The 25,936-nt window shown below is 71.8% G+C and carries 30 protein-coding genes; 19 read left to right on the top strand and 11 right to left on the bottom strand.

The genetic code is table 11. The features are described from left to right. Position 1 precedes the first annotated feature (1 nt). The gene (locus D3A59_RS09870) at positions 2-745 is read right to left on the bottom strand and encodes a GntR family transcriptional regulator (RefSeq protein WP_119154759.1); all 744 of its coding nucleotides are present in this window, start codon (positions 743-745) and stop codon (positions 2-4) included. 233 nt (positions 746-978) lie between these two features. Here D3A59_RS09870 and D3A59_RS09865 point away from each other — a divergent pair, with 233 nt between their 5' ends. The 4 genes from D3A59_RS09865 to acnA all read left to right on the top strand — a co-directional run bounded on the left by D3A59_RS09865 (position 979) and on the right by acnA (position 6,750). Further along, entirely contained in the window at positions 979-1,965 is a 987-nt protein-coding gene (locus D3A59_RS09865; RefSeq protein ID WP_119154758.1) for a malate dehydrogenase, read from the top strand. 148 nt (positions 1,966-2,113) lie between these two features. Then, a complete protein-coding gene (locus D3A59_RS09860; protein ID WP_119154757.1) occupies positions 2,114-3,112 on the top strand; it encodes an HpcH/HpaI aldolase/citrate lyase family protein in 999 nt (332 codons plus the stop codon). A 140-nt stretch (positions 3,113-3,252) separates the two neighbouring features. Next, entirely contained in the window at positions 3,253-3,708 is a 456-nt protein-coding gene (locus D3A59_RS09855) for a hypothetical protein (protein WP_157991467.1), read from the top strand. Positions 3,709-4,002: 294 nt separating this feature from the next. Further along, positions 4,003-6,750 carry an aconitate hydratase AcnA gene (gene acnA / locus D3A59_RS09850; RefSeq protein WP_119154755.1) on the top strand — a complete coding sequence of 916 codons (2,748 nt, stop codon included), beginning with the start codon at positions 4,003-4,005 and terminating at the stop codon, positions 6,748-6,750. A gap of 96 nt (positions 6,751-6,846) precedes the next feature. Here acnA and D3A59_RS09845 read toward each other — a convergent pair whose 3' ends face one another. Both D3A59_RS09845 and D3A59_RS09840 read right to left on the bottom strand, forming a co-directional pair. Next, positions 6,847-7,194 carry an ArsC family reductase gene (locus tag D3A59_RS09845; RefSeq protein WP_119154754.1) on the bottom strand — a complete coding sequence of 116 codons (348 nt, stop codon included), beginning with the start codon at positions 7,192-7,194 and terminating at the stop codon, positions 6,847-6,849. Continuing rightward, positions 7,191-7,706, bottom strand: a complete 516-nt coding sequence (locus tag D3A59_RS09840; protein ID WP_119154753.1) for a hypothetical protein — start codon at positions 7,704-7,706, stop codon at positions 7,191-7,193. Before D3A59_RS09840 ends, D3A59_RS09845 begins: the two co-directional genes overlap by 4 nt. A 104-nt stretch (positions 7,707-7,810) precedes the next feature. On the opposite strand from D3A59_RS09840, the gene D3A59_RS09835 reads away from it, so the two are divergent. Beyond that, positions 7,811-8,041, top strand: a complete 231-nt coding sequence (locus D3A59_RS09835; protein ID WP_119154752.1) for an FmdB family zinc ribbon protein — start codon at positions 7,811-7,813, stop codon at positions 8,039-8,041. Between the two features lie 150 nt (positions 8,042-8,191). Continuing rightward, the gene (gene nifA / locus D3A59_RS09830) at positions 8,192-9,928 is read left to right on the top strand and encodes a nif-specific transcriptional activator NifA (protein WP_240636014.1); all 1,737 of its coding nucleotides are present in this window, start codon (positions 8,192-8,194) and stop codon (positions 9,926-9,928) included. 261 nt (positions 9,929-10,189) lie between these two features. Here nifA and D3A59_RS09825 read toward each other — a convergent pair whose 3' ends face one another. After that, positions 10,190-10,456: a hypothetical protein gene (locus D3A59_RS09825; protein WP_119154750.1), complete on the bottom strand. Its 267-nt coding sequence runs from the start codon at positions 10,454-10,456 to the stop codon at positions 10,190-10,192. Between the two features lie 388 nt (positions 10,457-10,844). Next, entirely contained in the window at positions 10,845-11,504 is a 660-nt protein-coding gene (locus tag D3A59_RS09820; protein ID WP_119154749.1) for a nitrogen fixation protein NifQ, read from the bottom strand. Positions 11,505-11,765: 261 nt separating this feature from the next. Between D3A59_RS09820 and nifB the strand changes: the two genes are divergently transcribed. The 13 genes from nifB to D3A59_RS09755 all read left to right on the top strand — a co-directional run bounded on the left by nifB (position 11,766) and on the right by D3A59_RS09755 (position 19,832). Beyond that, positions 11,766-13,334: a nitrogenase cofactor biosynthesis protein NifB gene (gene nifB, locus D3A59_RS09815; protein WP_119154748.1), complete on the top strand. Its 1,569-nt coding sequence runs from the start codon at positions 11,766-11,768 to the stop codon at positions 13,332-13,334. Positions 13,335-13,418: 84 nt separating this feature from the next. Then, positions 13,419-13,613 (top strand): 4Fe-4S binding protein, encoded by a 195-nt coding sequence (locus D3A59_RS09810; RefSeq protein ID WP_119154747.1) that lies wholly within the window; start codon positions 13,419-13,421, stop codon positions 13,611-13,613. A 6-nt stretch (positions 13,614-13,619) separates the two neighbouring features. Beyond that, positions 13,620-14,018 (top strand): HesB/IscA family protein, encoded by a 399-nt coding sequence (locus D3A59_RS09805; protein WP_119154746.1) that lies wholly within the window; start codon positions 13,620-13,622, stop codon positions 14,016-14,018. Positions 14,019-14,098: 80 nt separating this feature from the next. Further along, positions 14,099-14,464: a nitrogen fixation protein NifZ gene (locus D3A59_RS09800; protein ID WP_119154745.1), complete on the top strand. Its 366-nt coding sequence runs from the start codon at positions 14,099-14,101 to the stop codon at positions 14,462-14,464. After that, the gene (locus D3A59_RS09795; protein WP_119154744.1) at positions 14,448-14,723 is read left to right on the top strand and encodes a nitrogen fixation protein NifZ; all 276 of its coding nucleotides are present in this window, start codon (positions 14,448-14,450) and stop codon (positions 14,721-14,723) included. Before D3A59_RS09800 ends, D3A59_RS09795 begins: the two co-directional genes overlap by 17 nt. Positions 14,724-14,734: 11 nt before the next feature. Continuing rightward, positions 14,735-15,085 (top strand): DUF3024 domain-containing protein, encoded by a 351-nt coding sequence (locus D3A59_RS09790; RefSeq protein WP_119154743.1) that lies wholly within the window; start codon positions 14,735-14,737, stop codon positions 15,083-15,085. Positions 15,086-15,100: 15 nt separating this feature from the next. Then, a complete protein-coding gene (locus tag D3A59_RS09785) occupies positions 15,101-16,291 on the top strand; it encodes a cysteine desulfurase family protein (RefSeq protein WP_119154742.1) in 1,191 nt (396 codons plus the stop codon). Continuing rightward, complete coding sequence (gene nifT / locus D3A59_RS09780; RefSeq protein ID WP_119154741.1) at positions 16,288-16,500, top strand: putative nitrogen fixation protein NifT; 213 nt, start codon at positions 16,288-16,290, stop codon at positions 16,498-16,500. Before D3A59_RS09785 ends, nifT begins: the two co-directional genes overlap by 4 nt. A gap of 14 nt (positions 16,501-16,514) precedes the next feature. Next, positions 16,515-16,775, top strand: a complete 261-nt coding sequence (locus D3A59_RS09775) for a hypothetical protein (RefSeq protein ID WP_119154740.1) — start codon at positions 16,515-16,517, stop codon at positions 16,773-16,775. 19 nt (positions 16,776-16,794) lie between these two features. Continuing rightward, positions 16,795-17,952 (top strand): DegT/DnrJ/EryC1/StrS family aminotransferase, encoded by a 1,158-nt coding sequence (locus tag D3A59_RS09770; RefSeq protein ID WP_119154739.1) that lies wholly within the window; start codon positions 16,795-16,797, stop codon positions 17,950-17,952. A 24-nt stretch (positions 17,953-17,976) separates the two neighbouring features. Continuing rightward, positions 17,977-18,816 (top strand): SIR2 family protein, encoded by an 840-nt coding sequence (locus D3A59_RS09765; RefSeq protein WP_119154738.1) that lies wholly within the window; start codon positions 17,977-17,979, stop codon positions 18,814-18,816. Positions 18,817-18,819: 3 nt separating this feature from the next. Then, positions 18,820-19,176 (top strand): ribonuclease HepT family protein, encoded by a 357-nt coding sequence (locus D3A59_RS09760; protein WP_119154737.1) that lies wholly within the window; start codon positions 18,820-18,822, stop codon positions 19,174-19,176. Between the two features lie 38 nt (positions 19,177-19,214). Then, a complete protein-coding gene (locus D3A59_RS09755) occupies positions 19,215-19,832 on the top strand; it encodes a DUF938 domain-containing protein (protein WP_419187246.1) in 618 nt (205 codons plus the stop codon). Positions 19,833-19,841: 9 nt separating this feature from the next. Here D3A59_RS09755 and D3A59_RS09750 read toward each other — a convergent pair whose 3' ends face one another. From D3A59_RS09750 to D3A59_RS09725, 6 genes are all read right to left on the bottom strand, one after another. Then, positions 19,842-21,557: a potassium channel family protein gene (locus tag D3A59_RS09750; RefSeq protein ID WP_119154736.1), complete on the bottom strand. Its 1,716-nt coding sequence runs from the start codon at positions 21,555-21,557 to the stop codon at positions 19,842-19,844. A gap of 24 nt (positions 21,558-21,581) precedes the next feature. After that, entirely contained in the window at positions 21,582-21,965 is a 384-nt protein-coding gene (locus D3A59_RS09745; RefSeq protein ID WP_119154735.1) for a DUF6394 family protein, read from the bottom strand. Positions 21,966-22,094: 129 nt separating this feature from the next. Beyond that, positions 22,095-23,219, bottom strand: a complete 1,125-nt coding sequence (locus tag D3A59_RS09740; RefSeq protein WP_119154734.1) for a hybrid sensor histidine kinase/response regulator — start codon at positions 23,217-23,219, stop codon at positions 22,095-22,097. Further along, positions 23,216-23,800, bottom strand: a complete 585-nt coding sequence (locus D3A59_RS09735; protein WP_119154733.1) for a chemotaxis protein CheB — start codon at positions 23,798-23,800, stop codon at positions 23,216-23,218. Before D3A59_RS09735 ends, D3A59_RS09740 begins: the two co-directional genes overlap by 4 nt. A 19-nt stretch (positions 23,801-23,819) precedes the next feature. Beyond that, on the bottom strand, positions 23,820-24,659 hold the full coding sequence (locus D3A59_RS09730; RefSeq protein ID WP_119154833.1) for a CheR family methyltransferase: 840 nt from the start codon (positions 24,657-24,659) through the stop codon (positions 23,820-23,822). Positions 24,660-24,666: 7 nt separating this feature from the next. Beyond that, on the bottom strand, positions 24,667-25,936 hold a 1,270-nt coding region (locus D3A59_RS09725; protein ID WP_119154732.1), incomplete at its 5' end, for a response regulator.

Here is a 25,936-nt window from a genome sequence, read left to right as displayed (position 1 = left end):
TTCAGCTCAGCTCGTTGCGGTAGTAATGGGCGGCCGTGTTGTAGAGGCCGCGGCGGAACTCCACCGGCTTGTCGCCGTAGGTCAGCGAAAGGCGCTCGACGCTGAGCAGCGGGTGGCCCGGCGCCACGGCGAGCAGCTCGGCGCTGCCCTCCTCGGCGGCGACCGCACGCAGCTTCTCCTCGGCACGGATCATCCGCACGCCAAACTCGGCCTCGAACAGCGCGTACATCGGGCCGCGGTAGTCGCTCAGCCGCTCCGCGGTCAGCCCCTTGAACTCCTGGCCCGGCAGCCAGATGTCGTCGAGGATGACCGGGCGCTCGTGGAAGGACAGCACCCGCCGCACCTGCACCACCGTGTCGCCGGCGCGGATCTGCAGCGCGCGCGCCACCTCGGCGGGCGCACGCAGGCGCCGGCAGTCGATGAAGCGGCGCTGCGCGCTCACGAGCTCGCCGTCGTCGGGCATCAGCCGCAGGAAGCGGTACTGGATCTTCTCCTCGGAGTGCGTCGCGACGAAGGTGCCCTTGCCCTGGCGGCGCACCAGCAGGTTCTCCGCGGCGAGCTCGTCGATCGCCTTGCGCACCGTGCCCTGACTGACGCGGAAGCGCGCCGCGAGGTCCACCTCGCTCGGGATCGCCTCGCCCGGGCGCCACTCGCCCGCCTGCAGGCTGCGCGTGATCAGCACCTTGATCTGCTGGTAGAGCGGACTGAACGCCGGCCCGCCCGCCTCCGCTCCCGCGGCAGGCATGTCGTTCGGCAATGAGGAGGGCGGCGTGGCCATGATGTCGCGAATTGCAACACAAGCGCGCCCTCAAGTCCAGACACTGATGAAAGATGTCTTATATAAGACATAAGATGATTCACACATTTCGGTCCGGGCGGCGGCTGGCCTAGAATCCACCGCGCTCACGTGCCCTTGCAAGAGCCCTGCAAGCTGCACGACGACAATCCCGCTTTCCTCGACCCTCTCGGAGACACACCATGAGCAAGACGCCCGTTCGCGTGGCCGTCACCGGCGCTGCCGGCCAGATCGGCTATGCCCTGCTGTTCCGCATCGCTTCCGGCGAAATGCTGGGCAAGGACCAGCCCGTCATCCTCCAGCTGCTGGAGATCCCCGACGAAAAGGCCCAGAACGCGCTCAAGGGCGTGATCATGGAGCTCGAGGACTGCGCATTCCCGCTGCTGGCCGGCATCGAGGCGCACAGCGACCCGATGCAGGCCTTCAAGGACACCGACTACGCGCTGCTGGTCGGCGCGCGTCCGCGCGGCCCCGGCATGGAGCGTGCCGACCTGCTGGCCGCCAACGCCCAGATCTTCACCGCCCAGGGCAAGGCGCTCGACGCCGTCGCCTCGCGCAACGTCAAGGTGCTGGTGGTCGGCAACCCGGCCAACACCAACGCCTACATCGCGATGAAGTCGGCGCCGAGCCTGCCGGCCAAGAACTTCACCGCCATGCTGCGCCTGGACCACAACCGCGCCGCCAGCCAGATCGCCGCCAAGACCGGCAAGCCGGTCGCCTCGATCGAGAAGCTGGCCGTGTGGGGCAACCACTCGCCGACGATGTACGCCGACTACCGCTTCGCGACCATCGACGGCCAGTCGGTCAAGGACATGATCAACGACGAGCAGTGGAACCGTGAAACGTTCCTGCCGACCGTCGGCAAGCGCGGCGCCGCGATCATCGCCGCCCGCGGCGTGTCCTCCGCCGCCTCGGCCGCCAACGCCGCGATCGACCACATGCGCGACTGGGCCCTGGGCACCAACGGCAAGTGGGTCACGATGGGCATCCCGTCCAACGGCGAATACGGCATCCCCAAGGAAGTCATGTTCGGCTACCCCGTCACCTGCGAAGGCGGCGAGTACCGAATCGTCGAGGGCCTGCCGATCGACGAGTTCTCGCAGGAATGCATCAACAAGACCCTGGCCGAGCTGCAGGGCGAGCAGGACGGCGTCAAGCACCTGCTGTAATCTGCTGACCGGACGGCCCCGCGCGGGCCGCCCCGCACGGCAAGCGAAGCCGGCGTCCCCTCGAGGCCGCCGGCTTCTTTCGTTGCGGCCCGCCTTCGGCACAATGGCGCCCACCCTGGCCTTGCGCCGCCGCGGCGCCCGACACACGATGAGCCCTGCCCCGATCCATCCCCGCGACGCCCTGTTCTCCGCCGGCGAGCACGCGAGCCCGCTTCCGGTATGCGACCACTACGCCGGCGTGGAGGTGCGCATGAGGAAGAGCCTCGCGCTGCAGCGCGAACTCGGGCCCGTGTTCGACATCACGCTGGACCTCGAGGACGGCGCGCCGATCGGCGGCGAGATGGAGCACTGCGCGCTGATCACCGAGCTCGTCAACGGCGCCGACAACGCGCACGGCCGCGTCGGCGCACGGGTGCACCCGGTCGGCCACCCCGCCTTCGAGGCCGAAGTGCATGCGCTGCTGTCGGGCTGCGGCGAGCGGCTCGCCTACCTGATGCTGCCCAAGCCCGAGTCTGCGCAGGACGTCGAGCGCGCCTGCGAGCGCATCGACGCGATCGCCGCACAAATCGGCGTGGCGCGCCGGGTCCCGGTGCACACGCTGATCGAGACGCACGGCGCGCTGCGCGAGGTGTTCCGCATCGCGGCGCATCCGCGCATCGAGTCGCTGTCCTTCGGCCTGATGGACTTCGTCTCCGAGCACCGCGGCGCGATCCCCGCCGCCGGAATGAGCGTGCGCGGCCAGTTCGAGCACCCGCTCGTGCTGCGCGCCAAGCTCGAGATCGCCGCGGCGTCGCACGCCCATGCCAAGACGCCCTCGCACTGCGTCGTCACCGAGTTCACCGACCTCGACTCGCTCGCCTGGGCGGCGCGCAAGGCCGCGCGCGAGCTCGGCTACACGCGCATGTGGAGCATCCACCCGAACCAGATCCGCACCATCGTCGCCGCCTTCGCCCCCGAAGCGGCCGAGATCGAGGCCGCGGCCGAGATCATCACCGCGGCCCAGGCCGCCGGCTGGGGCCCGATCCGCCATCGCGACACGCTGCACGACCGGGCCAGCTACCGCTACTACTGGCAACTGCTCGAACGCGCGCACCGCACCGGCCAGCCGCTGCCCGGGGAGCTGGAAACGTCGTTTTTCCGCACCTGACCCCCCTCGAACCGATGCCCGCAGCCCCCCTGCCTCCAGTGGTGCATCGCTGTGTGCCAAAAGTCGCGCAGCGTCTTCCCGCACGTGCAATTGGTAGGATGACAATGCGGCCTCCTCTCCCATCTTCCCGGAGGCCTGCGATGAAGCCTTTGATCCTCCCCGCTGTCGCCCTTGCCACGAGCGCCCTGCTGGGCGCCGCCGCGCCTGCCGTCCAGGCGCAACCCCCAGCCAAACAGGCGCAGGCGGCAGCGTCGGGCGGATTGCCGAGCGCGAGCGCAGAGCAGTTCCAGGCCGCCCAGTACGCCCACATCGGCACCTACCGCTGCGATTTCGGCCAGTCGGTCGAGGTCAGGCCGAGCCCCCGTCATCCGGGCTACATCGACGTCGAGTTCCAGAAGCAGCAGATGACGATGCGGCCGGTGCTGACCTCGACCGGCTCGCTGCGCTTGGAGGACGTGCGCGGCGACCGCCTGTTCCTGCAGATCGCCAACAAGTCGATGCTGATGGACCAGCGCGCCGGCAAGCGCCTGGTCGACGGCTGCGTGCATGCCGCGCAGCAGCGCGTCGAGGCCAAGGCCGCCGGCCTGCTCGACTGAGACCGCGGCGGGCCTCCTCCCGCCGAACGACGGCCGACCGCGTCCCCATCGCGGCGGCCCCCGCCCTGCCCGTCCCGCACCCGCGAGACGGGCCCGGCCGGGACAGGGGCGCCCCTCCCGCCTCCGCCTCCTTGTTCCCCGCCGCGACCTTGCGGCCGCACGCGCGCCGGCGCGCCTTCCCGCCTGCCGCGCCCCCCTTCGAGGCGGTGTGCGAGAAAGCGAGAACCCCCGGGCATTGCACTTGCAAAAATAATCACACCTTTCCCCTCCCAACCACCGTTCCGGAGAAGCTGCATGGCCCAAGCTGCCCCCGCCAAGACGAAGACGCCGAAAGCACCGAAGCACGCCTTTGCGAAGACCTTGAAGTCCTTCGAGACCGCGAGCGGCAAGGAGGGTCGGTTCTTCTCGCTGCCGGCGCTCGCGAAGCAGTTCCCGAACGTGTCGCGCCTGCCGGTGTCGCTGCGCATCGTGCTGGAGTCGGTGCTGCGCAACTGCGACGGCAAGAAGGTCACGCCCGAGCATGTCGAGCAGCTCGCCAACTGGCAGCCCAATGCCGAGCGGGTCGAGGAGATCCCCTTCGTCGTCGCGCGCGTGGTGCTGCAGGACTTCACCGGCGTGCCGCTGCTGGCCGACCTCGCCGCGATGCGCAGCGTCGCCGCCGCGCAGGGCAAGGACCCGAAGCGGATCGAGCCGCTGGTGCCGGTGGACCTGGTGGTCGACCACTCGGTGATGATCGACCACTACGGCACCAAGCAGGCGCTCGACCTCAACATGAAGCTCGAGTTCCAGCGCAACCTCGAGCGCTACCAGTTCATGAAGTGGGGCATGAACGCCTTCGACACCTTCGGCGTCGTGCCGCCGGGCTTCGGCATCGTGCACCAGGTCAACCTCGAGTACCTCGCGCGCGGCGTGCACAAGGGCGGCGACGGCGTCCACTACCCCGACTCGCTGGTCGGCACCGACAGCCACACGACGATGATCAACGGCCTGGGCGTCGTCGCCTGGGGCGTGGGCGGCATCGAGGCCGAGGCGGCGATGCTCGGCCAGCCGGTCTACTTCCTGACGCCCGACGTGGTCGGCTTCGAGCTCACCGGCCGCCTGCGCGAGGGCGTGACCGCCACCGACCTGGTGCTCACCGTCACCGAGATCCTGCGCAAGCACAAGGTGGTGGGCAAGTTCGTCGAGTTCTTCGGCGAGGGCACCGCCAGCCTCGCGGTGCCGGACCGCGCGACGATCGGCAACATGGCGCCCGAGTACGGCGCGACGATGGGCTTCTTCCCGGTGGACGACAAGACGCTCGACTACCTGCGCGGCACCGGGCGCAGCAAGGCGCAGATCGAGGCCTTCGAGGCCTATTTCCGCGCCCAGCAAATGTTCGGCATCCCGCGCGCCGGCGAGATCGACTACTCGCAGGTCGTCACGCTCGACCTCGGCACCGTCGCGCCCAGCCTCGCAGGCCCCAAGCGGCCGCAGGACCGCATCGAGATCGGCCACGTGAAGGAGCAGTTCGCCAGCCTCTTCTCCAGGCCGCCGGCGGAGAACGGCTTCAACCAGCCGCCCGAGAAGCTCGGGCAGGTCTTCCAGACCTCCGGCGGCCTCGAGATCCGCAACGGCGACGTGCTGATCGCGGCGATCACCTCCTGCACCAACACCTCCAACCCGGGCGTGATGATCGCCGCGGGGCTGGTGGCGAAGAAGGCGGTCGAGGCGGGGCTGAAGGTGAAGAAGCACGTGAAGACCTCGCTCGCGCCGGGCTCGCGCATCGTCACCGAGTACCTGGAAAAGGGTGGGCTGCTGCCCTACCTCGAGAAGCTCGGCTTCAACGTCGCGGCCTACGGCTGCGCGACCTGCATCGGCAACGCCGGCGACCTCGCGCCCGAGATCAACGAGGCGATCCTGGACAATGACCTGGTGTGCGCCTCGGTGCTGTCGGGCAACCGCAACTTCGAGGCGCGCATCCACCCGAACCTGCGCGCCAACTTCCTCGCCTCGCCGCCGCTGGTGGTGGCCTACGCGCTCGCCGGCAGCGTCACGAAGGACCTGATGACCGAGCCGGTCGGCAAGGGCCGGGGCGGGCGCGACATCTACCTCGGCGACATCTGGCCGACGAGCGAGGAGGTCCACGCGCTGATGAAGTTCGCGATGAACGGCCGCGCCTACAAGGCGAACTACGACAAGGTCGACAAGGACCCCGGCAAGCTGTGGGAGAAGATCCGGGGTGCCGGCGGCAACGTCTATTCGTGGCCGAAGAGCACCTACATCGCCGAGCCGCCCTTCTTCAAGGACTTCGCACCCGAGCCGCCGGCGCTCGAGAGCGGCGTGAAGGGCGCGCGCATCATGGCGCTCTTCGGCGACTCGATCACGACCGACCACATCTCGCCGGCCGGCTCGATCAAGGAGCAGTCCCCCGCCGGCCGCTACCTGCTCGAGAACGGCGTGCTGAAGGCCGACTTCAACAGCTACGGCTCGCGCCGCGGCAACCACGAGGTGATGATGCGCGGCACCTTCGCCAACGTGCGCATCAAGAACCTGATGCTGCCCGCCCGCCCGGACGGCTCGCGCGAGGAGGGCGGCCTGACGATCCACCAGCCGAGCGGCGAGAAGATGTTCATCTTTGATGCCGCCATGCGCTACATGGCCGAGGGCGTGCCCACGGTGATCTTCGCCGGCGAGGAATACGGCACCGGCTCCAGCCGCGACTGGGCCGCCAAGGGCACGCAGCTGCTCGGCGTGAAAGCGGTCGTCGCGCGCAGCTTCGAGCGCATCCACCGCGCCAACCTCGTCGGCATGGGCGTGCTGCCGCTGCAGTTCAAGGGCGACGACAGCTGGGAGATGCTCGGCCTCAAGGGCGACGAGGTGATCGACATCGTGCTCGACGACGAGATCCGGCCGCAGGGCGACGCGGTGATGACCATCACCTACCCCGACGGCTCGCGCCGCGAAGGCCACCTGCTGCTGCGCATCGACACCGCGATCGAGGTGGACTACTACCGGCACGGCGGCATCCTGCCCTTCGTGCTGCGGCAGCTGATCGCCGCCTGAACTGCGCGTTGCGAGAACGGCAGGGCCGCCGCTTCCCTCGGGGGGCGGCGGCCCTTTTCCTGCCGCCCCTGCCGGCGGGTGGGGCGAGCGCCGGCGTCAGCCGAGCGACGCGTAGGCCGCGTCGTCGTAGCCGACCAGCACGCGCCCGTCCCCGGTCTCCACCACCGGCCGCTTGATCACGCTCGGCTGCGCCAGCATCAGCTGACGCGCGCTCGCCTCGTCGACCACCGCGGCCTGCTGCTCGGGCGCGAGCTTGCGCCAGGTCGTGCCCTGGCGGTTGACGAGCTTCTCCCACCCGACCGTGGCCATCCAGCCGTCGAGCCGGGCTTCGGGCACCCCCTGCTTCCTGAAGTCATGGAAGGCGTGCGCCACGCCGAGCTCGTCGAGGCGGCGGCGCGCCTTCCTGACCGTGTCGCAGTTCGGAATGCCGTAGAGGGTGATCATTGCTTGCTTGAGTCGTCGGTGTCGCAGAACGGATCCGGACCATACCCCAGGTCGGCCACGCGGCCCTCGCGGTCGAGGCTGACCTGGAACCAGCGGCACAAGGGGTTCTCGTAGCGATAGGACCAGAGCCGCTGCTGCTGCAGCGGCAGGCGCTGGCGCTCGGACGGCTGGCCGATCGCGTACAGCACCTCGCGCTCCGTCATGCCGGGACGCAGCCGGCTGAAATGCGGCTGCGCCAGCACCTGCTCGGTGCCGGTCAAGCGCCCCTGCGCGTCGTAGTCCAGCATCCAGGTGCGCGAGCCGAAGGGGCCGTGCGCGTATTCGAGGCGCGAGCCGCCATCGGGAGCCTGGTAGCGGGCCGTCGGCGCCCCGAGCGCCTCGACCGCCGCCTCGGGCGGGGTGCCGGGCGCCAGGCGCGGCGGCCCGTAGCTCGCGCACGCGGCCAGCAGCCACGGCAAGACAAGCATCGCGCCCCTGCGGGCGACCGGCATCGACGAAGTCTGGAAGTTCATGCTTTCTGTCCTTCTTGCATGGTCTCCCTCCCGTGCTGGCCCTCGGCTTGCAAGCGGCTCCCGCATCGCGCCGCTGTTGTCGCGAAGCCGACGAAGGAAACCGCATGCCCCTCTACGACTACCGCTGCACTGCCTGCAACGCCGCCTTCGAACTGCTGGTGAGGGCCTCCACCGTCGCGGTCTGCCCGCAATGCGGCAGCGCGCAGCTCGAGCGCCAAGTGTCGCTGCCCGCGCCACAGATGCAAAGTCCCGGGATCATCGCGCGCGCGCGGCAGCAGGCCGCGCGCGAGGGGCATTTCAGCCATTACGCGCCGTCCGAGCGCCCGCGGCGCTGAGGCGGGTGCCCTGCCCCGGGCTCTGTCCGCTTCCCGCCAAACGCGACAGCCCTCGCCGCCCCCGGTGCGCCGTCCCTGCCCCGAGCTGGGGCAGGATTTTTGGAACGCTTATTGCAAATGCCCCTTCCGGAAACCGGGCACAGATGCCTCGTGCCCCAGGAGAACCCCGGATGGTGCATCCAGCCCCCCCTGCGCGCCCCGCGCGAACTGACGACCTTCTACGAGATCAGCAAGGCGCTCGCGGCCTCGCTCGACATCTCGAAGACCTTCCGCGAGGCGCTGAACCTGATGGTCTCGATGATGGACTGGCGCCGCAGCGTCGTCGTGCTGCCTGCCGAGGACGGGCAGCTGCGCGGGCTGTGCGCGGTCGGCCTGTCGCGCGAGGAGCAGCAGCGCGTGGCCTTCCGCGTCGGCGAGGGCATCGTCGGCCGGGTCTATGCCTCGGGGATGCCGGTGGTGGTGCCCGACATCGCCGAGGAGCCGCTGTTCCTGAACCGCACCGGTGCGGCCGACCAGTCCCCGAACGAGTGCATCGCCTATCTCGCGGTGCCGATCCGCGCCGAGCGCCGCACGCTCGGCGTGCTGACGATGGACCGCGTCAACGAGCACGGCTCGGCGGTCTTCAGCGAGGACCTGCGCATGCTGTCGATGGTCGCGACGCTGATGGGGCAGGCACTGCTGCTGCACCGCTCGGTCAGCGCCGAGCACGAGCGCATCCAGAGCGAGACGCGGCGCCTGCACAAGGCGCTCAAGCCTGCCTACAGGCTCGAGCGCGTGATCGGCCTGTCCGCCCCGATGCAGAAGGTCTTCGAGCAGGTGCACCAGGTGGCGCCGGCGCGCACCACCGTGCTGCTGCGCGGCGAGAGCGGCACCGGCAAGGAGGTGATCGCGCGCGCGGTGCACGACCTGTCGCCGCGCCGGGAAGGCCCCTTCATCCGCGTCAACTGCGCGGCGCTCACCGAGTCGCTGCTCGAGTCCGAGCTGTTCGGCCACGAGAAGGGCTCCTTCACCGGCGCGCAGGGCCAGCGCAAGGGCCGCTTCGAGATGGCGCACGGCGGCACGCTCTTCCTCGACGAGATCGGCGACATCTCGGCCGCGTTCCAGGCCAAGCTCCTGCGCGTGCTGCAGGAGCGCGAGTTCGAGCGCGTCGGCGGCTCCACGCCGGTGCGCGTCGACGTGCGGCTGATCCTCGCCACCAACCGCAACCTCGAGAAGATGGTCGCCGCGGGCGAATACCGCGCCGACCTCTACTACCGCATCAACGTCGTCAGCATCCACCTGCCGCCGCTGCGCGAGCGGCGCGAGGACATCCCGGCGATGGCCGAGCATTTCCTCGAGCGCTTCAACCGCGACAACGGCCGCGCGCTGCGCTTCTCGCCGAAGGCGATGCGGGTGCTGACGAGCTGCTACTGGCCGGGCAACGTGCGCGAGCTCGAGAACTGCGTCGAGCGCACCGCGACGATGGCCGGCGCCGGCAACGAGATCGGCGACCTCGCCTTCCCCTGCCGGGAGAACCGCTGCCTGACCCAGGTGCTGCATCACATCGAGCGCGAGGACGCGGTGCGGCCCTCGCGGCTGCAAGGCATCCCGATCGAGGAGGTCCCGGGGCCGCGCCCGGCAGCGCCCGCCGCTGCGGGCGGACCCGGGGGCCCGGAGGGTCCCGGAGCGGCCCCAGCCCCGGGCGTTGCGGCGCCCGCCAGCCCTGGCCACCGCCCGGGCGGCAGCCCCGGCTTCAGCGACAAGCCGCCCGGCGAGCGTGACCGGCTGATCTGGGCGATGGAGAAATGCGGCTGGGTGCAGGCCAAGGCCGCGCGACTGCTCAACATCACGCCGCGCCAGATGGGCTACGCGCTGCAGAAGCACGGCATCGAGGTGCGCAAGTTCTGAGCAGTCCTCTTGCGCGCCTCGCTGCGTGAAGCGGCGCCGCAAGCTGCTCTCCCGTGGGGCCGGGTCCTGCACGACGCGGCCCGGCCGCGAGGCGATCATCGCGAACCTGCAAGTGGGCCGGCCCTCCCGGAGGGAAGGCGGGGCACGCGCTCCTACCCGCGCAAGCCAGCCTGCCGCCCCCGACTCGCTTGCGCACGAGGCCCGGCTCGGGTCCCGGGCGCCTCTGCGCCCGGGGGGTCCGTCGTTTCAGTCACCGGAGCTTCAGGCCTCGTCCCTGTCCGCCGAGGCCGCGGTGCCCGCCCCCTCCCGCCAGCACCGGCGGATGTTGATCGTCATCCACTCGTCGCGCGTGGTCCAGCCGCGCGACAGGATGCGCTCGCGTCGCGCCGGCGAGACCTGCTCGAGCACCCGTTGCACCCGCTCTCGGCCCAGCGACTCCAGCGGGATGCGCTCGAACAGGAAGTGCCAGACCCCGAACAGGACCGCCATGCAGAAGGCGGTCAGCATGAAGGCAGCAGCGTCGCTCATGTCAGCTCCCATTCCCGAAGGAAGGCGCAAGAAGGTCGATGGGTCGGCAGTCCGTGGATTTCCGGTGTCACTCCCCGGAAGGCGACCTGCCAGGAGACTTACTCGAATCTGACGCAGGGCAAAGCAACAAGCGAACCCGTTCCGCCCCCAGTCCCCCCCGGAGTTGCGGTCCTCCGGGGCGACTGCCCGAGTGCGAAACGCAAGTCCTTGAAACGGCGCGAGATTCACGTGCCTGCCGCCGGTGCGGCACGGCGTGGGGATGCAGGAAACGATCCCGCCGCTCGCGGGCGGGCGCCGCCCGAGCGCTCGGACGAGCCGGAGCGTGCAAAGCCTGCCGCGCGATTTTCCCGCCGCGAACCCCGTCTTCCCGTGCGGCCGCGGCCGCTGCTCAGCGGACGCCCCGGACGCCTGCTCCTCCTGCCAGGGGAGGTTGCGCCCCGGAAACCGACTCGATGGCCGGCGGCAGCAGCACCCTGCCCGATTCCGCACCGAAACACAGCGCCCGGTCGCTGCAGGCGGAGCAGCTCGGCGCCTTGCAGATCAGCACCTCCGCCTGTTCGCACAGGCAGCGGTAGAAGAACTTCTTCCACTTCATGTCCGCGCCGTTGCGGCGGCGCAGCGCGGGGAAGTGCTCCTGCATCAGCTGGTTGAGGACACCGCGCCCCGGCAAACCCAGGTCCTGCCAGAGGTGGTTCGCCGCAGTGCAGGCGGTCGCGATCGCATGCGCGAGCCAGCGCGCCGTCGAGGCATCCCGGGCCTGCGGCGCTGCGTGCTCCGCCAGCAGCCGCACCAGATCGTCGAACTCGTCGAACTCGCCGCGCGGCGCCTCGTCCCGAGGCAGCAGCGCCAGCCCGGCGCCCGGAAAGAACCGCGCCTCCAGCGCCGCCCAGTCCCCGGGGGAGAGCCCGACGATCGGGCTGCGGTAGCCGCTCGGCCGCGTCGCCGCCAGCGTCATCACGCCGGCCAGTGCCAGCGTCGCGGCCTCACGGGGCTCGCGCGCGCAACGCAGCAGTCTTTCGTGCAGGGCGAGGTCGGGATGGGCCGGCATGCGCTACTCCTGGAGGGAACCGGCAGGACCTCGACGCAAGGCACGTGCCACGGAGGCTCACACCGTGAGCGCCACGAGGTGCCGATCGCCGCTGTGGGGTTTGTCGCAAGCCCGACACGCCGCGGCGCGTTTGTCGCCGCCCCTTCGGCCACGCACCGGGCCCCCACGCCAAGTCATTGATTTCATTGATTTTTCCATTTGGCACAGATCTGGCTTTCCGCCATGCAGCGACGGCCCAGCGCCCTCCCGGAAAGGTAGATCATGCAGCCCACGAGTTCCCCGTCCACCGCCTACATCTCCCTCGGCCAGATCAGGCCCCTGGGCGCCGCGCTCGACGCGCCGGCCGCGTCGGGCTGCTCCACCGCGGGCGATGCGGGCAGCTCGAGCTGCGGCTCCTCCGCCGGCCCCGACGACATGCCGCCCGAGATCTGGGAAAAGATCAAGGACCACCCCTGCTATTCCGAGGAGGCGCACCACCACTACGCCCGCATGCATGTCGCGGTCGCGCCGGCCTGCAACATCCAGTGCAACTACTGCAACCGCAAGTACGACTGCTCGAACGAGTCGCGCCCGGGCGTCGTGTCGCAGAAGCTCACGCCCGAGCAGGCGGTGAAGAAGGTGCTCGCGGTCGCGAGCGAGATCCCGCAGATGACGGTGCTCGGCATCGCCGGCCCCGGCGACGCGCTGGCCAACCCGAGGAAGACCTTCGAGACCTTCCGGCTGCTGCAGCAGAAGGCGCCCGACATCAAGCTGTGCGTCTCGACCAACGGCCTGGCGCTGCCGGAGATGGTGGACGAGATCTGCCGGTACAACATCGACCACGTCACGATCACGATCAACATGGTCGACCCGGAGATCGGCGCGAGGATCTATCCGTGGATCTTCTGGAACCACCGCCGCGTCACCGGCATCGAGGCCGCCCGCATCCTGCACGAGCAGCAGATGAAGGGCCTGGAGATGCTCAGCGCGCGCGGCGTGCTCACCAAGATCAACTCGGTGCTGATCCCCGGCATCAACGACGCGCACCTCCTGGAAGTCAACCGCGAGGTCAAGAAGCGCGGCGCCTTCCTGCACAACATCATGCCGCTGATCTCGGAGGCCGAGCACGGCACCTACTTCGGCCTGACCGGCCAGCGCGGCCCGACCGCCCAGGAGCTCAAGGCGGTGCAGGACGCCTGCGCCGGCGGCGCGAACCTCATGCGCCACTGCCGCCAGTGCCGCGCCGACGCGGTCGGCCTGCTCGGCGAGGACCGCAGCGACGAGTTCACGCTCGACCGCATCGAGGCGCTGGAAGTCGTCTACGACCTCGACCGCCGCCGCGAGTACCAGGAGAAGGTCGAGGCCGAGCGCCAGGCGCAGGTCGCCGCCCGGCAGGCCGCGGTCGCCAAGGCCGCAGCCGACGACGGCATGAAGGTCCTCGTCGCCGTCGCCACCAAGGGCGGCGGCCGCGTCAACGAGCACTTCGGCCACGTCCGCGAGTTCCAGATCTACGAGGTCACGGCCATCGCCGCCGTCTTCGTCGGCCACCGCCGCGTCGACCAGTACTGCCAGGGCGGTTACGGCGAGGACGGGCAGCTGCCCTCGATCGTGCGAGCGATCAACGACTGCCACGCGGTGCTCGTCGCCAAGATCGGCGCCTGCCCGAAGGACGAGCTCGAGGCCGCCGGCATCGAGCCGGTGGATGCCTACGCGCACGAGTTCATCGAGCGCGCGGCCCTCGACTGGTTCGCCGGCTACCGCGAGCGCGTCGCGCGCGGCGACACCGGGCACCGGGACCGCGGCGACGCCGCGATCCGCCAGGGCGCCTTCACGTCCGCCGCCGCGGCCTGAAGCCGCGGCCCGGAAGCCGCGCGCAGAAAGCGGAACGTCACCACCCGCCCCACGCAAGCCCCACGACCCGAAAGGAGAACCGAAATGGCCCTCAAGATCATCGCCTCCACCTGCTCCGGCTGCTCCGCCTGCGAGCCCGAGTGCCCGAACGACGCCATCCGCGAGAAGGGCGGCACCTTCCTCATCAATCCGGCCAAGTGCACGGAGTGCGAGGGCCACTACGACGACCCGCAGTGCGTCGCGGTCTGCCCGGTGGACGGCTGCATCGTCAAGGTCTGAGGCGCCATGCTGCCGAACCTCACCATCACCCCCGCGGCGGACAGGTTCATGCGCCGCTTCGTGCGCTTCTCGGGCCTGCCCGAGGGCGCGGGCCTGCGCCTGACGGTGGCCGCAGGCGGCTGCTCGGGCTACACGTCGGAGCTCAGCGTCGAGGCCGGACCGCGCGCCGGCGACGAGACGCTGGTGCACGAGGGCCTGCGCATCTTCCTGCCGGCCGACAGCCGCCTGCTGCTCGAGGGCGTCACGATCGACTTCGCCGAGACCGCCACCTCCGCCGGCCTGAGCTTCCTCAACCCGAACGCCGGCGCCTGCGCCTGCGGCTCGAGCGGCGCGTCCTCCGCGCCGCCCGGCTTGGCGAAGATCGACATCGCGTCGATCCGGCCGGCCGCGACGCTCGCGTCCTGAGCGCCGTGCGGACGAGGAGGAAGCGGCGATGAATCCCGCCCCGCACGACCGGGACACGCGTGATCCCCAGGGAGCAAGCCATGGCTGACATCCGGCGCGACGAGGACGTGATCGAGCTCGGCGGGCCGCCGCGCTTTCGCATCGGCGAGCGCGTGGTGAGCCGCACGACGGTCCGCAACGACGGCACCTTCCGGGGCCGCGACATCGGCGAGGTGCTGGTCGGCAAGGGCGACATCGGCTACGTCACCTCGATCGGCACCTTCCTGCAGCAGTACTACATCTTCGCCGTCGAGTTCGTCGAGCACGGCTACCGGGTCGGCATGCGCGCCAAGGAGCTGATGACGCTCGACCACCTGCCCGAGGACATCCTCGCGCGGCTCGGCCCCGAGAAGCTCGCGCGGCTGAGGACCCTCACGGGAGCAGAGCGCCATGATCGACATCCGTGAACCCCGCTTCCGCTGGGGCCAGCGCGTGGCCGCGCAGATCGACCTGGCCAACGACGGCAGCTATCCCGAGCAGCCGGCCGACGCGCTGCTCGCGCCCGCGGGCAGCCTCGGCGAGATCGTGCAGGTCGGCCACCACGCCGAGGCCGGGGTGCCCGTCTACCTGGTCGAGTTCGAGGGCGGCCGCGTGATCGGCTGCCTCGAGGAGGAGATCGCGCCCGCGTCGCCGCGCGCACTCCCGCGCGCGACGGCCGCCGCATGAGGGGGGCCGCGATGCGCCAGTCCCCCGGCATGCCGCTGCCGCCGGCCGGCAAGGTGGCGAGCCTGGAGCAGGCGCGCATCCAGCGCGCGCTGCGCGAGCGGGTGCGCTACCGCTACGTGCAGCCGCAGGTGCTGCGCGAGGGCAGCGGCTGGCGCGTGAGGAGCCCCTGCTGCTCGCGCAACGTCGATCCCGCCGGCGGCCCGATCGACGTCGCCTGGCTGCAGCGGCTGCCGCAGGGCGGCTGGCGTCTGCATGCGCGGGACCACGCGCGCAGCGAGTGGCGGCGGCACAACGAGGCGGCGCAGCTCGCCGAGCTGCTCGACACGCTGTGCCTCGACCCGCAACGGATCTTCTGGCCCTGAGGGGAAGGCAGCGCGATGGACGGGATCTGCCTCGACCACAACGCCACCACGCCGCCGCTGCCCGCGGTGGTGCAGGCGGTGGCGGACTGCATGAGCCGCTGCTGGGCCAATGCCTCCTCGTCGCACGCGCCGGGGCAGCAGGCGAGGCAGCGCCTCGCGGCGGCGCGCTCGAGCGTCGCGCGGCTGCTCGGCTGCCGGCCCGCCGAGATCGTGTTCACCAGCGGCGCCACCGAGGCCAACCACGCCGCGCTGCTCGGCGCGCTCGGCCGCGAGCCGGGGCGCGATCGCCTCGTGCTCGGCGCGGTCGAGCATGCCGGCGTGATGCGGCTCGCGCAGCGGCTGCAGGACGAGGGCGTGCGCGTGGACCTGATCCCGGTGCGCGGCGACGGCGCGCTCGACCTCGAGGCCGCGCGCGCGCTGATGGGCGCGGATGTCGCGCTCGTCTCGGTGCTCGCCGCGAACAACGAGACCGGCGTGCTGATGCCGCTGGGCGAGCTCGCCGCGCTCGCGCACGGCTGCGGCGCGCCCTTGCACACCGACGCGACGCAGTGGACCGGCAAGCTGCCCTTCCGCTTCCAGGACTGCGGCGCCGACCTCGTGTCGCTGTCGGCGCACAAGCTGCACGGACCCAAGGGCGTCGGCGCGCTGCTGGTGCGCCAGGGCCTGCAGTGGCCGGCGCTGCTCGCCGGCAGCCAGGAGCGCGGCCGGCGCGGCGGCACCGAGAACCTGCCCGGCATCGCCGGCTTCGCCGCCGCGGCCGAGGCGCTGCTGGCCGGCCCGCCGCTGGCCGAGCGGGCCGCGGCCACTGCCGCCCTGCGCGACGCGCTCGAGCGGGAGCTGCTCGCGCGCCTGCCCGGCACCCGGGTCTACGGCGCCGCCTGCCCGCGGCTGCCCAACACCAGCTACCTGCGCTTCGGGACGCTGCCCGCCGAGCTCGTGCTCGCCCGCCTGGAGCGCGTCGGCCTCGTCGCCGCCGCCGGCTCGGCCTGCTCCTCCGGCGGCAGCCAGCCCTCGCACGTGCTCCTCGCGATGGGCGTGCCGCGCGACGAGGCGCTGTGCGCGGTGCGGCTGTCGCTCGGCGCCACCGCGACCAGGGCCGAGGTCGGCCGCGTCGTCGCGCGCCTCGGCGACGCGCTCGGGCCGCTGCTGGCCGAGGCCGCACGCACCGCCTGCCCCCCACCGGACACCCACTGGAGAGCCCCATGAAAGTCATGATCCGCAAGGATTCCAAAGGCGCCCTGTCGGCCTACGTGCCGAAGAAGGATCTCGAGGAGCCGATCGTCTCGATGGAGCGGCCGCAGATGTGGGGCGGCCTCGTCACGCTCGCCAACGGCTGGCAGCTCGCGCTGCCCGAGATGGACGCCGCGACGGCGCTGCCGATCACCGTCGAGGCGCGCCGCGTCGCCGGCGGCTGAGGGAGGCCCGCACGATGGCCCTCACCCCCGAGCAGTTCGACGCGGCGCGCGCGCTGCTGGCCGCGGCGCCGGACGTGCATGCCGCCGCCACCCGGCTGCGCCGGCAGTTGCCGGCACTGCGCACGCTGGTGCTCGATGCGCTCGACATGCGCGACGAGACACCGAGCGCGCAGGCCGGCGGCCGCAGCATCTACCTGATGTCCACCGACGGCCACTGCTGGACCGTCACGCGCGAGCTCGCCGCCGCCGGCGCGCTCGTCCTCACCGAAGCCTAGACAAGCCACGGAGCCCGCCATGAGCCATGCCGATGCCGACTGGATCGCCCTGTCCGACCCCGACCTGAGCCCGCTCGAGCTCGATGCGGCGAAGGCGGTGCTGCATGCGCCGCGCCTGTCCGCAGGGCCGGTGGTCGAGGCCTTCGAGAACGCGTTCGCGCGCTGGGTGGGCCGCGGGCACGCGGTGGCGGTCGCGAGCGGCACGATCGGCACCTGGCTCGCGCTGCGCGCGCTCGGCATCCAGCCCTGGGACGAGGTGATCGCGCCGGCCTACTCCTGGCACCAGGTCGCGCACGCGATCCCGCTGGCGGGCGCGACGCCGGTGTTCGCCGACATCGACTACTGGTCCGGCACGCTGTCGCCGACCAAGGCGGCGGCGCGCATCACCACCGACACCCGCGCGATCCTCGCGGGCAACGCCAACGGCCACCCGGCGGCCTGGAAGGCGCTGCGCGGGCTCGCCGCCACCTACCAGCTGCCGCTGATCGAGGACTGCACCGAGTCGATCGGCTCGCGCTACGCGGGCAGGCCCTGCGGCAGCTTCGGCGACGTCGCGGTGTTCGACTTCTCGCAGCCCTCGGCGCTGTGCTGCGGCGAGGGTGGCATGCTCGTCACCGACAACGACGCGCTCGCGACGGAGCTGCGCTACCTGCGCTCGCGCCGGCCCGAGGACCGCGGCTCGGTCTCGGTCGGCGCACGCGTGCCGCTGCAGGGCGGCATGAGCGAGCTCACCGCCGCGCTCGGGCTGACGCAGCTCGGCCGCATCGACGCCCTGCTCGCGCGGCGCAAGCAGGTCGAGGCCTGGTACCACGACGAGATGCAGAGCTTCGAGGGTATCAAGCCGCCCTACGTCGCCGAGGACGTCGACGAGGTGCACTGGATGCTCTACGTCGTGCACCTCGGCAAGCGCTTCACCGCGAGCGCGCGCCAGCAGATGGTGGAGGACCTGGCATCCTGCGGCATCGAGGCCGCCGCCTACTGCCATCCGCTGCACCAGCAGTTCCACTACCAGCAGCTCGGCGCGCGCCGCGGCCAGCTCCCCGACACCGAGCGCATCGGCGACCGCGCGCTCGCCCTGCCCTTGCACGCCCATCTCGACGCCGGGCAGGTGAAGTTCATCGTCAAGACGCTGAAGGACAGCTCGGTCAACGTCGGCGCCGGCGCCGCAATCTACTGATCCCGCCCCCACCCGGAGCCCCCGATGAGCGACACCGCTTCGACACTGCGCGAGATCGCCGCCCGGCTGCAGGCCGGCGGCGTCGTGCCCTACCTCGGCCCCGGCCTGCTCGCGCCGCTCGCGCACGCGGGCGTGCCCGCCACGCCCGAGGCGCTGGTCGCGCTGCTGACCGCGAAGGCCACCGTGCCGCACAAGATCCGCAAGCGCCTGAGCGCCGCGGCGCAGTACATCGAGAGCTTCAAGCACCGCAAGAGCCTGGTCGCGCTGATGAACGAGGCATTCCAGCGCACGCCCGAGCCCTCGGCGCTGCACCGGCTCGTCGCGCGCAGCCGCGCGCCGCTGCTGGTCGACACCTGGTACGACGACGCGCTGCTCGCCGCGATGGCCGCCGAGCGCAAGGCGTCGGACTGGGGCCAGATCCAGGGCCTGTCGCAGTCCGAGCACTTCGGCACCTGGCACCGCGCCTACGACGCCGCGGGCGCGCCCGCGCCTTCGGCGGGCGGCTGGCGCACCCTCGTCTACAAGCCGCTCGGCAGCCGCTTCCCGGCCGGCAACTACCTGGTGTCGGACTCGGACCACGTGGAAGTGCTCACCGAGATCGACATCCAGACGCCGATCCCCCCGGAGGTGCAGGCGCTGCGCGCCGGGCGCAGCTTCCTGTTCCTCGGCTGCCGCTTCGACGACCAGCTCGCGCGCAGCTTCGCGCGCCAGATCATGAAGCGCTCGAGCGACACGCACTGGGCGGTGCTGCCCGGGACGCCGACGCGCATGGAAGAGCGCTTCCTGCGGGAGCAGGGCATCCGGCGCATCGAGCTGCCGCTGGCCGACTTCGCCGTCGCGCTCGGCGCCGAAGCCCGGGACTGAGCGATGCTCGCCGCCGCGCAGCTCGCCATCGTCGAGGAGGCCTGCACCGCGGTGCTGGTGCTGACCGAGGGCTTCGGCGACGAGGAGTTCCTGCGCTCGCGCCTGACCCGCGCGGAGGCGGCCCGCCAGCTCGCCACGATCGCGTCGACGCTGGCGCACATGCCGCCCGGGCTGCGCCGGCGCCTGCCCGAGCTCGACTGGGAGGGCTGGCGCGCCTGCATGCACCACATGGGCGCGGGCGGCGGCCCGGCGCAGGACGAGGCGCTGTGGTTCGCGGTGCGCTCGCTGGTGCCGGCCACGCTGACGTGGCTGCGCGTGCACCGCCGCGGCCAGCCGGAGCTGTTCGCCTTCCAGCTCTGAATGCCCCCGCGCCGCGGGCCGGCGCGATGCGGCCGACAATGCGCCGCATGATGCCCGACACGAAACCCTACGCGCCCGCCTGCGATCGCAACCGCGACCCGATCCTCGCGGTGCTGCGCGAGCGCTTCGCCGGCTGCTCGCGCGTGCTCGAGATCGGCAGCGGCACCGGCCAGCATGCGGTGCACTTCGCCGCGGCGATGCCGCACCTCGCCTGGCAGACCTCCGAGCGGCCCGAGGCGCTGCCGGGGCTGCGCATGTGGCTCGACGAGGCGGCGCTGCCCAACACCCCGCCGCCGCTCGCGCTCGACGTGGCCGCGCCCTGGCCCGGGCTGGCCCCGGTCGACGCGGTGTTCAGCGCCAACACGCTGCACATCATGTCCTGGCCCGAGGTGCAGGCGCTGTTCGCGCGGCTGCCCGCGGTGCTCGCGCCGCCCGGCGTGCTGGTGGTCTACGGGCCCTTCCGCATCGGCGGGCGCTTCACGAGCGACAGCAACGCGGCCTTCGATGCGGCGCTGAAGGACGGCGCGCCCCACCGCGGCCTGCGCGACTTCGAGGCGGTGTCGGCGCTGGCGGCGCAGGCCGGGCTCGAGGAGGCGGCGCGCATCGAGATGCCGGCGAACAACTTCTGCGGCGTGTGGCGCCTCGCGGCCGGCTGAGCCCCCGGTTCACGCGCGCGGCTGCGCGCCGCTCCCGCGGCGGCGCGCCAGCCAGCGCCAGACCCAGCCGCTGGGACGCTCGGCGCCGGTGGCGAGGTAGTTCAGCACGTCCACGTTCTGCAGCGCCCAGCACATGCGCTGCTCCGCATGGCGCAGGCCGCAGAACAGCAGCTCGTCGCCGGGCCGCAGCGGCAGCTCCTCGTCGGGCAGCACGATGCTGCGCCCCTCGCGCCGCAGCAGCAGCGCGACCGCGGCCAGCGGCCGCGCGCGCGTGCGCGGGTTGCGCAGCAGCAGGCCGAGGGTGACCGGGTGCCCCGCCGCCAGCGCGGCGCTCGGCGCCGGCGCCGAGCCCGGCGCCAGCGTCACGCTCCAGGTCGTCGGCGACGCGTCGCCGATCACGGCCGCCAGCCGCGACAGCAGCGCCGCGGCCCAGGGCTCCTCGCATTCGTTGAGGTGATCGAGGAAGCAGGGCAGCAGCGGGTTGCGCAGCAGCTCGACCGCCTCGGTCGCCGCCAGGTAGGTGAGCCGCACGCGCAGGTCCAGCCCCGCCTGCTTGAACAGCAGCCGCTCGCCCTGCGTGACCTGCCGCGCCGTCGTGAAGACGCGCGGGTTCAGCTCGCGCGCGGTGACGACGATCGACAGGTTGTTGATGCCGTTGTCGGTGCCGGCGACGATGCCGTCGGCCTCGGCGATGCCGGCCTCCAGCAGCGCCGGCGCCTCGGTGCCGCGGCCGAACACCGTGCCGGGCAGGTCGGGCAGCCGCCTCGCGTCGGGCTCGATCACGCGCACCGTGTTGCCGGCCGCGAGCAGCTGCTCGACCACCGCGCTGCCGAAGCGGCCGTGCCCGCACACCACCCAGTGGCCGCGCGGCATGCGCAGCGGCGGCTCGACCGGCGTGCGGTAGCTGCTGGTCAGGCAGTCGTGGATCGCGAGCGCGCTCGGCGCGCGGAAGGCCAGGCGCACGCGCTCGGAGATCACGGCGAAGGGATTGACGATGTGGCGCGTGCCGAAGGAGGCCATGTTGGCCGCGGTCTCGGCGCTGTAGCTGCGGCAGATCGCGGGGACGCGCGGGTTGAGCAGCCGCGCCGCCATCGCCACCGCGAGGTTGACCTCGTCGCTGCCGGTGAAGCCGAGCACGCCGATGCAGCGCGGATGCCTCAGGCCGGCCGCGACGAGGTTGTCCGGCTGCGACGCGTCGTAGCAGAAGGCGGGAATGGGCATGCCGAGGTCGAGCAGCGAGAGCTCGTCGAGCCGCTCCATCACGATGTCGAGCACCACCACCGCGTAGCCGTAGCGGCGCAGCTCGCGCACGATCATCGCGCCGGTGTCGCCGTGGCCGCACACCAGGTAGAAGGGCTGGTCGATGCCGCGCACCTCGCGCTCGAAGCGGCGTTGCGCGATCACGCGGCGCAGCGCCGGCTCCTGCAGCGTGGCGATGATCGAGCCGATCGAGTAGACCCAGGCGATGACGGTCACGTAGATCGTCACGATCATCCACAGCCGCTGCAGCGGCGTGAATGCGTAGGGGATCTCGCCGAAGCCGATCGTCGTGCCGGTGTAGGTGACGATGTAGAAGGCGTGCAGGAAGTCGAGGTGCACCGGCCGGCCCTCGGCGTCGGCGCCGGGGATCAGCACCAGGCCGAGCGTGCCGGCCGCGTAGCTGAAGATCAGCACCAGCAGCGGCCGGCGCAGGCGGCGCAGGAAGAGGAAGATGCTGCTGGTCATGCGTGCCCTGTCGCGGCCACCGCCTCAGCGCCGCACGCTCAGCGCTTCGGCCACCAGCAGCACCACCGAGACGATGTTGGCGATCAGCGCGCCGCCGGCGAGCGACACCACCGCCGCGATCACGTTCTGCTCGTTGCCGGCGGCGTAGACCTGGCTCGCCACCGCCCACAGCACGCTCGCGGCGATCAGGTGCAGGTTGGCCGCGACGCTGGTGGCGAGCATCGTCGCGCCGACATGGGTGCGGTCGCCGAACTTCAGCACCATCGCCACCAGGTTGGCGACCAGCGCCGCGAACAGCGTGTAGGGGCTGTGGTGCGACAGGTCGTCGCTCGCGCCGTAGAAGAAGCCGAAGTTCAGCGTCAGCGCGAGGACGATGAAGAAGGCGAAGACGGTCTTCTCCAGGCTCATGGGCGTGCTCCGCGGGAAGGTGGGGGCGACGCGCCGCGACCTCCGGGACGCGGCACACCGCCTTGCTTGTCGAAGCTCCGCACGGCAGGCGCCGTGCCCACCCCCCCTTGCGCCAGGGGGCCCGCGGTTTCAGCCCGCCGCCGGCACCCGCCGCGGCAGCTGCAGCTCGAAGACCGTCTCGCCCCCGGTCCCGCTGCAGCACTCCACCCTGCCGCCGTGGGCGCGCACGAACTGGTCGACGATGTAGAGGCCGAGGCCCAGGCCTGCGGAGTCCTTCTGCGGCCGGCTGCGGAAGGGTGTGAACAGCTCGGCGCGCGCCTGCTCGGGCACCGTCCCGGTATTGCGCACCCGCACCCGGACCTGCGCGGGCGCGCGGCCATCGAGCTCCACCCCCACCGGCACGCCGGCCGCGCCGTGCTGCACCGCGTTGTCGATCAGGTTGTTGAACACCTGCATCATGCGGTCGGGATCGAACTCGGCGTCGAGCTCGCCCTGTCCGTCGAGATCGATGCGGGCCTCGGGGCGGGCCTGGCGGATCTCGGCCACCGCCGCCTCGCAGGTCGCCAGCAGGTTGCCCGGCCGCGGCTCGACGTGCAGCATGCCGGAGCGGATGCGCGAGAAGTCGAGCAGCTGGTCGATCATGCGTGCCATGCGCGCGCTGCTGGAGCGGATGCGCGCGCCGGCCTGCCGCACCGTCTCGCTCTCGGCCGAGCGGCGCACGATCTCGGCCCCCAGCGAGATCGCCGACAGCGGCGTGCGCAGGTCGTGCGTCAGCACCGCGGCCATCGTCTCGTTGAGGCGGATGACGCGCTCGAGCTCGGCCATGCGCTCGCGCAGCTGGCGCCGCTGCAGGAACAGCTCGACGAACACGCCCACCTTCGCGAGCAGCACCTGCGGCTCGACCGGCTTGTGCAGGAAGTCGACCGCGCCGGCGCCGTAGGCGCGGAAGGTGCGCTGCGGCTCCTCGGTGCGGCCGGTGAGGAAGATGATCGGCACGGCGCGCGTGCGCTCGGCGCCGAGCATCAGCTCGGCGAGCGTGAAGCCGTCCATCTCCGGCATCTGCACGTCGAGCAGCGCCACCGCGACCTCGTGGCGCAGCAGCAGCTCGAGCGCCTCCACGCCGCCGCGCGCCGTCAGCACGCGGATGCCGGGACGCGCGAGCAGCGCCTCCATCGCGAGGAGGTTCTGCTCGACGTCGTCGACCACCAGCACCGGCACGTCCTCGCCCTGCGGCGACTGAGCATCTTGTTTCATCGGACCTTCGCGCGGGACAAGCGCAGGGAAATTTCATCCAGGGACAGCACCGCGTCGGCCCCCGCATGCGCGAGCGCGCTCGCCGGCATCGTGGAAGCGACCGCGGTGGCCGGGTCCTGCACCCAGGCCGTGCCGCCGTGTCGCCGCACCGCCGCCAGTCCCTCGCTGCCGTCGCGGCTCGCGCCGGTGAGCAGCAGCGCCAGCAGGCGCGCTCCGTAGACGAGGGCGGCGGACTCGAACAGCGGATCGATCGCCGGACGCGAGTGCAGCACCGGTGGATCGACCGAAAGCGCCAGCGTTCGTTCCCTTTCCACCAGCAGATGGTAGCCGGCCGGCGCCAGCACGACGCTGCCGCCGGCGAGCGGCTGCTTGTCCAGCGCCTCGAGCACCGGCAGCGCGCAGCGCCGCCCCAGCACCTGAGGCAGACTGCCCGAAGTTTCGCGCGGCAGGTGCAAGACCACCAGCACCGCAGGGGCAAGCCCCGCCGGCAGGCTGCCGAGCAGGCGCTGCAGCGCCTCCACGCCGCCCGCGGAGGCGCCGATCACGATCGCGTCGACGTCGGGAAAGGGCATCGGTTCCATGAGGCCGTGCCGCCGGCGCTCAGCGTCGCCGGTAGATGCGCTCGGCGCGCGCCACCGGCTCGAAGGCCTCGGCATGCGCGCCGAACTGCAGCGTCTCGCGGTTGCCGAGCCCGAGGAAGCCCCGGTGCACCAGCGCGTCGCGGAACAGGCCGATCGCGCGGTCCTGCAGCGGGCGGTTGAAGTAGATCAGCACGTTGCGGCAGGACACGAGGTGCACCTCGGAGAACACGCTGTCGGTGGCGAGGCTGTGGTCGGCGAAGACCATGCGGCTCCTCAGGCGCCGGTCGAAGGCCGCGCGCTCGTAGGCCGCCACGTAGTGGTCGCCGAGCGAGCCGCGGCCGCCGGCGCGCTGATAGTTGCGGCTGAACTGCGGCAGGCGGTCGAGCGCGTAGACGCCCGCCTCGGCGTCGCGCAGCGCCTCGGGATTGATGTCGGTGGCGTAGATCAGGCTGCGCTCGAGCAGCCCCTCCTCGGCCAGCAGGATCGCCATCGACCAGGCCTCCTCGCCGCGGCTGCAGCCGGCCACCCAGACCTTCACCGACGGGTAGGTGCGCAGCACCGGCAGCACCTCCTCGCGCAGCGCGCGGAAGTACTCCGGGTCGCGGAACATCTCGCTCACCTGCACGGTGAGGAACTGCAGCAGCCGCTCGAACACCGCCGGCTCGCGCAGCACGCGCTCCTGCAGCTGCGCGAGCCGCTCGCAGCCGAAGTGCTCCAGCGCCTGCCGCATGCGCCGGCGCAGCGAGGCCGCCGCATAGTCGCGGAAGTCGTGCCCCCAGCGCAGGTAGACCGCCTCGAGCAGCAGCCTGACCTCCAGGTCGAAGAGCCGGTCGCCGTCGTCGTCGAAGCTGGAATCCATCGCCACCTCACTTGCGCATCCACACCCGGCACAGCGACACCAGCCGGTCGATGTCGATCGGCTTGGCCACGTAGTCGTTGGCGCCGGCCTCCAGGCAGCGGCGGCGGTCGTCGGGCATCGCCTTGGCCGTCAGGGCGATCACCGGCAGGCCCGTCCACTCGGGCCGCTCGCGGATGCGCTGCATCGCGGTGAGCCCGTCCATCTCCGGCATCATCACGTCCATCAGCACCAGGTCGATGTCGTCGGCCCGCTCCAGCCGCTCGAGCGCCTCGCGGCCGTTGCGCGCGATCTCGAGCTTCACGCCGAGAGGCTCGAACACGCCCGACATCGCGAAGATGTTGCGCACGTCGTCCTCGGCCAGCAGGATGCGCCGGCCCTCGAGCACCGAGTCGCGCTGCCGCGCCTGGCGCAGCATGCGCTGCTGCTCGGCCGGCAGCGCCGACTCGACGCTGTGCAGGAACAGCGTCACCTCGTCGAGCAGCCGCTCGGGCGACCTCGCGCCCTTGAGGATGATCGAGTTCGAGTAGCGCCGCAGCCGCTGCTCCTCGTCGGCCGACAGCATGCGCCCGGTGTAGACGATCACCGGCGGGAAGGCGTACTTCTCGCCCTCGGCCATGCGGTCGAGCAGCTCGTAGCCCGAGCCGTCGGGCAGCGTCAGGTCCAGCACCATGCAGTCGAAGGTGTCGCGCCCGAGCTGCTCGAGCGCCTCGTCCATGCGCCCCACCGCCGTGATCTCCACCTGCTCGCCGCGCAGCAGCAGGCCGAGGTTCTCGCGCAGCCCCGGGTCGTCCTCGACGATCAGCACGCGCCGCACCCGGTGCTTCAGCCGCTGCTGCAGCCGCTCAAGCGCGGCCACCAGGTCCTCGCGCGCCGCGGGCTTGAGCAGGTAGCCGACCGCGCCGAGCTCGAGCGCGGTGCGCGAATGGTCCTCGCCGGACACCACATGCACCGGCAGGTGGCGCGTCGCCGGGTCGCGCTTGAGCTGCTCGAGCACGCCGAGCCCCGACTGGTCGGGCAGCCCGACGTCGAGCAGGATGCCGCTGGGCTGCATCTCGCGCGCCAGCCGCAGCGCCTCGCTCGCGGTGGCCGCGACGCGGCTCCCGAAGCCGTGCTCGCGGGCAACCTCGCCCAGGACGTGCGCGAAACGGGGATCGTCCTCGACCACCAGCACCTGCCGCTCCGCGCCCTGCGGCCGCGGCGCCTCGGCAGCGGGCGCCGCGGCCGGCGCCGGGATCGGGGCCGGCGCGGCGGCCGGCGGCAGCGCCGGCGCGGCGGCG

The sequence above is a fragment of the Caldimonas tepidiphila genome (assembly GCF_003569765.1).
GTDB lineage: Bacteria > Pseudomonadota > Gammaproteobacteria > Burkholderiales > Burkholderiaceae_C > Caldimonas > Caldimonas tepidiphila.
Note: the sequence above shows the minus strand (reverse complement) of the source record. Positions and strands in the feature narration are given on the sequence as shown.

What these genes read in the sequence shown, in the direction of transcription:
- D3A59_RS09870 (WP_119154759.1), bottom strand. Translation starts at nt 745, where the DNA reads ATGCCTGCCGCGGGAGCGGAGGCGGGCGGGCCGGCGTTCAGTCCGCTC.
- D3A59_RS09865 (WP_119154758.1), top strand. Translation starts at nt 979, where the DNA reads ATGAGCAAGACGCCCGTTCGCGTGGCCGTCACCGGCGCTGCCGGCCAG.
- D3A59_RS09860 (WP_119154757.1), top strand. Translation starts at nt 2,114, where the DNA reads ATGAGCCCTGCCCCGATCCATCCCCGCGACGCCCTGTTCTCCGCCGGC.
- D3A59_RS09855 (WP_157991467.1), top strand. Translation starts at nt 3,253, where the DNA reads ATGAAGCCTTTGATCCTCCCCGCTGTCGCCCTTGCCACGAGCGCCCTG.
- acnA (WP_119154755.1), top strand. Translation starts at nt 4,003, where the DNA reads ATGGCCCAAGCTGCCCCCGCCAAGACGAAGACGCCGAAAGCACCGAAG.
- D3A59_RS09845 (WP_119154754.1), bottom strand. Translation starts at nt 7,194, where the DNA reads ATGATCACCCTCTACGGCATTCCGAACTGCGACACGGTCAGGAAGGCG.
- D3A59_RS09840 (WP_119154753.1), bottom strand. Translation starts at nt 7,706, where the DNA reads ATGAACTTCCAGACTTCGTCGATGCCGGTCGCCCGCAGGGGCGCGATG.
- D3A59_RS09835 (WP_119154752.1), top strand. Translation starts at nt 7,811, where the DNA reads ATGCCCCTCTACGACTACCGCTGCACTGCCTGCAACGCCGCCTTCGAA.
- D3A59_RS09825 (WP_119154750.1), bottom strand. Translation starts at nt 10,456, where the DNA reads ATGAGCGACGCTGCTGCCTTCATGCTGACCGCCTTCTGCATGGCGGTC.
- D3A59_RS09820 (WP_119154749.1), bottom strand. Translation starts at nt 11,504, where the DNA reads ATGCCGGCCCATCCCGACCTCGCCCTGCACGAAAGACTGCTGCGTTGC.
- nifB (WP_119154748.1), top strand. Translation starts at nt 11,766, where the DNA reads ATGCAGCCCACGAGTTCCCCGTCCACCGCCTACATCTCCCTCGGCCAG.
- D3A59_RS09810 (WP_119154747.1), top strand. Translation starts at nt 13,419, where the DNA reads ATGGCCCTCAAGATCATCGCCTCCACCTGCTCCGGCTGCTCCGCCTGC.
- D3A59_RS09805 (WP_119154746.1), top strand. Translation starts at nt 13,620, where the DNA reads ATGCTGCCGAACCTCACCATCACCCCCGCGGCGGACAGGTTCATGCGC.
- D3A59_RS09800 (WP_119154745.1), top strand. Translation starts at nt 14,099, where the DNA reads ATGGCTGACATCCGGCGCGACGAGGACGTGATCGAGCTCGGCGGGCCG.
- D3A59_RS09795 (WP_119154744.1), top strand. Translation starts at nt 14,448, where the DNA reads ATGATCGACATCCGTGAACCCCGCTTCCGCTGGGGCCAGCGCGTGGCC.
- D3A59_RS09790 (WP_119154743.1), top strand. Translation starts at nt 14,735, where the DNA reads ATGCGCCAGTCCCCCGGCATGCCGCTGCCGCCGGCCGGCAAGGTGGCG.
- D3A59_RS09785 (WP_119154742.1), top strand. Translation starts at nt 15,101, where the DNA reads ATGGACGGGATCTGCCTCGACCACAACGCCACCACGCCGCCGCTGCCC.
- nifT (WP_119154741.1), top strand. Translation starts at nt 16,288, where the DNA reads ATGAAAGTCATGATCCGCAAGGATTCCAAAGGCGCCCTGTCGGCCTAC.
- D3A59_RS09775 (WP_119154740.1), top strand. Translation starts at nt 16,515, where the DNA reads ATGGCCCTCACCCCCGAGCAGTTCGACGCGGCGCGCGCGCTGCTGGCC.
- D3A59_RS09770 (WP_119154739.1), top strand. Translation starts at nt 16,795, where the DNA reads ATGAGCCATGCCGATGCCGACTGGATCGCCCTGTCCGACCCCGACCTG.
- D3A59_RS09765 (WP_119154738.1), top strand. Translation starts at nt 17,977, where the DNA reads ATGAGCGACACCGCTTCGACACTGCGCGAGATCGCCGCCCGGCTGCAG.
- D3A59_RS09760 (WP_119154737.1), top strand. Translation starts at nt 18,820, where the DNA reads ATGCTCGCCGCCGCGCAGCTCGCCATCGTCGAGGAGGCCTGCACCGCG.
- D3A59_RS09755 (WP_419187246.1), top strand. Translation starts at nt 19,215, where the DNA reads ATGCGCCGCATGATGCCCGACACGAAACCCTACGCGCCCGCCTGCGAT.
- D3A59_RS09750 (WP_119154736.1), bottom strand. Translation starts at nt 21,557, where the DNA reads ATGACCAGCAGCATCTTCCTCTTCCTGCGCCGCCTGCGCCGGCCGCTG.
- D3A59_RS09745 (WP_119154735.1), bottom strand. Translation starts at nt 21,965, where the DNA reads ATGAGCCTGGAGAAGACCGTCTTCGCCTTCTTCATCGTCCTCGCGCTG.
- D3A59_RS09740 (WP_119154734.1), bottom strand. Translation starts at nt 23,219, where the DNA reads ATGAAACAAGATGCTCAGTCGCCGCAGGGCGAGGACGTGCCGGTGCTG.
- D3A59_RS09735 (WP_119154733.1), bottom strand. Translation starts at nt 23,800, where the DNA reads ATGGAACCGATGCCCTTTCCCGACGTCGACGCGATCGTGATCGGCGCC.
- D3A59_RS09730 (WP_119154833.1), bottom strand. Translation starts at nt 24,659, where the DNA reads ATGGATTCCAGCTTCGACGACGACGGCGACCGGCTCTTCGACCTGGAG.